Raw genomic sequence first — 5724 nt, forward strand, 5'->3', positions numbered from 1 at the left:
TTCTAATACATAAAGCGGGTTAAATAAAACTTTTATGGTAAATTTTTGTAAATCAATAAGTGCAAGTAAATGGTTTCAAAACCTGGTCACCATTGCAATTTTAGTTGCAGGTGTTCTGGTTGGGATTGCTACGTATCCCAGATTTTCTTCAGAGCATGAAATTGTATTAGAGGTATTAAATGAAATAATTTTAGGAGTTTTTATTATAGAAATCGTTGTTAAAGTCATTGCAGAAGGAAGAAAACCCTGGCTTTATTTTACAGATGGATGGAATGTTTTTGATTTTATCATTGTAGCAGCTGCATTTCTCCCTTTTGGAGGAAGTTCTATAGCCATATTACGTTTACTACGCTTATTAAGAGTTTTAAAACTTATAAAAGCATTACCAAAACTTCAAATGTTGGTAGGAGCACTATTAAAAAGTATACCATCTATGGGATATGTTTCTATCTTATTATTGTTGCTTTTTTATATCTACGCTGTAGCGGGTGTATTCTTCTTTTCAGAAAATGACCCCATACATTTTCAGGATTTACAAAGATCAATGCTATCCTTATTTAGGGTGGTAACATTAGAGGATTGGACAGATATTATGTACATCAATATGTTTGGGTGCGAGAATTATGGGTATGATGGTAATATGAACCTTTGTATAAATTCAAAGGGGTCTTTAGTACTCTCGGTTACTTACTTCGTGTCATTTGTCCTTATCGGTACCATGATTTTCTTAAACTTATTTATAGGAGTTATTATGAATGGTATGGACGATGCTAAAAATGAAATGCTACTCGAAAGTCAAGTGCAATCTGGAGAAAAAGATACAAGTATCGAAGATGTAGAAAGCAAAATATATGAACTACAAGAACTACTGGTGCTCTATAAAATTCAACAAAAAGATGATGAAATTTAAAAGTAAATGGGATTCAATAATTAAATAAAAACTAATAAAAATGGGATTTTTTGATAAAGTAAAGAATAAACTAGGTATTGGAGGAGTAAAAGTAACCCTACAAATTCCGGGACATGTTGCTAAAGAGAGTGAACAAGTAGAAGGTAAGGTGGTGTTAACCACCAAAAGCGAACAAGAAATTATCGAAGTCGAAATCAAATTTGTAGAGGAGTTTACAAGTGGGCGAGGAGATAATGCGAGTACAGAATCTTTTGATTTGGGTGTGGTTAAGTTTACTGAGACTTATGCTATTAAACCAGGGGAGGTAAAAGAAATCCCTTTTGTTTTACCATTTAAGTTGTTAAAGTCTAAAGCAGATTCATTAGCAGAAAAAGGAGGAACTCTTGGCGCAATTGGAAAGATGAGCAAGTTCGCATCTAACGAAAAATCAAAATATATGGTAGAGGCTAATGTAGATGTAAAAGCAGCTATTCTTGATCCTTCGGATAAAAAGGATATTAAATTAACCTAGAAATAGTTGCATCAAAATATCAATTATTAAAAACAAAATTGGGGATACTCCTCTGGTTTTTTGATCAGAGCGTAATCTTGATAAATTAATATACAAATGAAGAAACAAAAACAAATTAAGGTAAGTGTGTTGGCTTTATTTATAATAGCCATAATAGTAACAGGATGTAAAAGTGATGACGAAAATGTTGCGCCAATCATAGTGACAACAACTGATTTTACTGCAACCATAGATGAAAACCCAACGGCAGGACAAAATTTAGGGAAAGTAACCGGAAAAGCTAGCCAAGGGGAGGTGTCTTTTACTCTGACCAGTCAGGATCCTAAAAATGCGATGTCTATTGATGCTAAGACAGGAGAATTAAAAGTGAAAGAAGTGTCACTATTTGATTTTGAAGCTCGTACTTCAATTATTGGGGTAGTTACCGTAAAAAGTGGTACAATTTCAAAGGATGCCAAAATTACGATAGCAATTACAGATGTTGATGAAACTGATCCACCAGCAGTCATTGTAACCACAACCGATTTCAAAACAGAAATAAATGAGAACCCAGAAGATGGACAGAGTATTGGTGTGGTATCAGGAACGGCGAGCGAAGGAGATGTCACTTTCAGTATCACTTCTCAAGAGCCCGCAGACGCTTTAAGTATTAATAGTGCTACAGGAGAATTAAACGTAAAAAATCCATCTTTATTTGATTTTGAAACTCGTACTACTGTTACAGCAGTGGTAAAAGTAATGAGTGGAGAAGTATCAAAAAACGCTGCTGTAAACATAACACTAAAAGATATAGCTACTAGCTGGAAAATAGTAGGTAATGCAGGATTTTCGATAGGAAGAACCTATGAACATAGCCTGGCTATTTCTAATGGAATACCTTATGTTGCGTATGGTGATATTGGTAATCAATTTAAGGCTATGGTAATGAAGTATGAAAATGGTAGTTGGAAACATGTTGGATCAGAAGCTGGGGTTTCTAAAGGAGGAGCGGGTCATCCAAGTTTAAAATTCTATAATGGAATCCCTTATATGGCGTATAGTGATCACAATAGTGAAAGAAAAACTAGTTTGGTGAAGTTTGAAGGAGGAGTATGGAAAAATGTTGGTGTTGCCGGTTTTTCTGCTGTTAGAGCATCTCATCAAAGTTTGGCTATTAACAATGGAGTGCCGTATGTAGCCTATAGTCAGAATGGGAATGACGGAAAAACCACAGTAATGAAGTTTGAAGCTGATAAATGGATAAATGTAGGTGAAGAAAGGTTTTCTGCAGGTTCTGCCAGTTATCAAAGTTTAGTGATTGATAATAATATTCCTTATGTAGCATATACCGATCAGAAAAATGAAAATAAAACTACTGTTATGCATTTTAAAGATGGAAAGTGGAGTAATGTTGGTAATACCCCTGGAATATCAGCAGGACGAGCAGAATACCAAAGTATGGTAATTGATAATGGAATACTATATATTGCGTATAAAGATTATGCGAATGGCGGAAAAACAACAGTGATGAAATATGAAAATAATGCTTGGAGTACAGTAGGAAACCCTGGTTTTTCTACAAGTTCTGCAAGATATCAAAGTTTAGTGGTTCATAATAATGTCCCTTATGTGGCATATATAGATGGAGGTACTGAGGTTACTGTTGTAAAATTTGAAGAAAATAAATGGCAAAAAATAGGAAATGCTGCTGGATATACTGTATCAGAAGCAAGATCTGTAAGTTTGGTAGTCGATAATAACGTACCATACGTTGCATATTCGGATTCTGTAAATGAAAATAAAACTACTGTGATAAAATTTGATGAATAATTATTTTTTTGAGTCATTTTATACTTCAAAAAAGTGTTTTTCTGGAAAGGTTGCCATTATTTGGCAACCTTTATTTAAGTAGTGTTTCACTATAGTATCAGTTTTTATAATATTAGTAACTACGTATAATCAAATATCAAATAAAACATAACGAATAACTAACAGGATATACCGAATAAAAAACAACTTCTTTTCGTGATCATCATCTTTCTAGGTTTGTATCAAAATATCAAGTATTAGAAACAAAATTACGTAAGCTCTGAGATTTTCTCTACAGAAAAACCGAGAGTGAACCTCAAAAAAAGTGATGCAAAAATGATGAAACGAAAACAAGTAAAAGTAAATGTATTGGCACTATCGATGATAGCAATATTGTCTATTGGATGTAGTAAAGACGATGATGTACAACCTCAGGCAGGAACTCCTGGTGAAACCCCAACAGCAGAAGTTAATAAAGTACCAGAGATTAGTGCTCAAGCATTTACTGTAGCAGAAGATATTGCAGATGATATAGTTGTTGGTAAAATAGCAGCCACAGATCCAGAAAGTAAAGCACTTACATTTACACTTACCAAAAATAGTGATGCTCTTTTTGAGTTAACCGATACAGGAGAATTAAGCCTGGTAGCTAATAAAAAACTGGATTTCGAAACCGTTACTTCGCATACATTAACTGTAGAGGTATCTGATGGCACTCATAAAGCTAGTGCAGCTATTACGATTACTGTAGAAAATGTAGTAGAAGCCTTTATCACTACATGGAAAACTACTACTGCTAATGAAGAGATTGTTATTGGAATTAATACAGATTTCACCTATGATTTTACTATAGATTGGGGAGATGGAACTGTTGAAAATAACCAAAATACGCTTCCTAGTCATACTTACGTAACACCCAATACATATACAGTTAAAGTTTCAGGAAAATTTCCTAGTATCTCTATAAACTCGGGAAAAGATGCTCATAAACTACAGACCATAGAACAATGGGGAGATATTGTATGGGAAGTTTTGGATTCCGCTTTTGGTAGTTGTGAAAATATGACATATAATGCTACAGATGTACCTAATCTTTCTAAGGTGACTAGTATGGAATATATGTTTGTAAGTGCTACTTCTTTTAATGGAGATCTAAGCAATTGGGATGTAAGTAATGTAACTAATATGGAAGCTATGTTTAGTCATGCTACATCTTTTACAGGAGATTTAAGTAGTTGGGATGTAAGTAAAGTAACTAATATGGATTATATGTTTAATGATGCTACTTCTTTTAATGGAGATCTAAGTACATGGGATGTAAGTAAGGTTACTAATATGGCATATATGTTTTCTATTGCTAGATCTTTTAACTCAGACCTAAGCAATTGGGATGTGAGTAATGTGACAAATATGAAAAATATGTTTGCTAATACTAATTCTTTTAATAGTGACCTAAGTAGTTGGAATGTAAGTAAAGTAACCAATATGTATGCGATGTTTTCTCGTGCTGGTTCTTTTAATAGTGATCTAAGTAATTGGGATGTAAGTAAAGTGACCAATATGTATGCGATGTTCTGGAATGCTACTTCTTTTACCGGAAATTTAAGCAATTGGGATGTAAGCAAAGTAACCAATATGGAAGCTATGCTTACTAATACAAAAATATCTATAGCAAATTATGATGCATTACTTACCAAATGGGCAGCTTTACCAAATTTGCAATCCAATGTTACTTTTGGAGTAGAAGGATTGGTTTATTGTGATGCATATGCAGCTAGAAGTACATTAATAAACGATAAGAACTGGACACTCACTGGTGATAGTAGTTGTCCTAGATAGGTAATTGAGGGAAATTTGTAAAAAAGATAGGTTGTCTGATCAGACAACCTATTTTTTTATCAGGTTTTGAATGCTCTATATTTAAACCACTTCAATATCTGAATACTACAGATATCAAATAAACCGTAGCGAATATCCAACAGTGTATAGCGAATACAAAACAACTTCTTTTCGTGGTAAACATCTTGCTAGGTTTGCATCAAAATATCAATTATTAGAAACAAAATTACGTAAGCTCTTCAGGTTTTCTTTTTTTGAAACCTGGACGTGCGCCTCAAAAAAAAATGTACAAATGAAGAAACGAAAACAAATTAGAGTAAGTGTATTGGCCATGTTGATGATGGCTGTATTATCTGTTGGATGTAGTAAAGATGATGACGCACAACCACAACCTGTGATTAATAAAGCACCAGTGATTAGTGCTCAAACATTTACTGTAGCCGAAAATATTGCTGATGATGTAGTGATTGGTACTGTAGTAGCAACAGACCCAGAACAAGCTTCGATTACTTTCGAGCTTATTCAAAATAGTAATGATCTTTTTGAGTTGACAGGTGCAGGAGAAATAAGTTTGGTAGCGGGTAAAAAACTAGATTTTGAAACAAATGCTACCTATACAATTACCGTAGAAGTATCAGATGGTACACATAAAGCTAGTGCAGCGATTACTATTTCT

General features: G+C 33.8%; 5 protein-coding genes. All 5 read left to right on the plus strand.

Translation table 11 applies throughout. The features are described 5' to 3' along the window. Positions 1-34 precede the first annotated feature (34 nt). The gene (locus Z053_RS0127180; protein ID WP_025668123.1) at positions 35-910 is read left to right on the plus strand and encodes an ion transporter; all 876 of its coding nucleotides are present in this window, start codon (positions 35-37) and stop codon (positions 908-910) included. 40 nt (positions 911-950) lie between these two features. After that, complete coding sequence (locus Z053_RS0127185; protein WP_025668124.1) at positions 951-1421, plus strand: sporulation protein; 471 nt, start codon at positions 951-953, stop codon at positions 1419-1421. 96 nt (positions 1422-1517) lie between these two features. Then, the gene (locus tag Z053_RS0127190; RefSeq protein ID WP_025668125.1) at positions 1518-3230 is read left to right on the plus strand and encodes a cadherin repeat domain-containing protein; all 1713 of its coding nucleotides are present in this window, start codon (positions 1518-1520) and stop codon (positions 3228-3230) included. A gap of 288 nt (positions 3231-3518) precedes the next feature. After that, a complete protein-coding gene (locus Z053_RS30600) occupies positions 3519-5048 on the plus strand; it encodes a BspA family leucine-rich repeat surface protein (protein ID WP_025668126.1) in 1530 nt (509 codons plus the stop codon). Between the two features lie 292 nt (positions 5049-5340). Continuing rightward, a partial coding sequence (locus Z053_RS29525; protein ID WP_160170158.1) for a cadherin repeat domain-containing protein occupies positions 5341-5724 on the plus strand: 384 nt, incomplete at its 3' end.

This window comes from Aquimarina megaterium XH134 (genome assembly GCF_000520975.1).
GTDB lineage: Bacteria > Bacteroidota > Bacteroidia > Flavobacteriales > Flavobacteriaceae > Aquimarina > Aquimarina megaterium.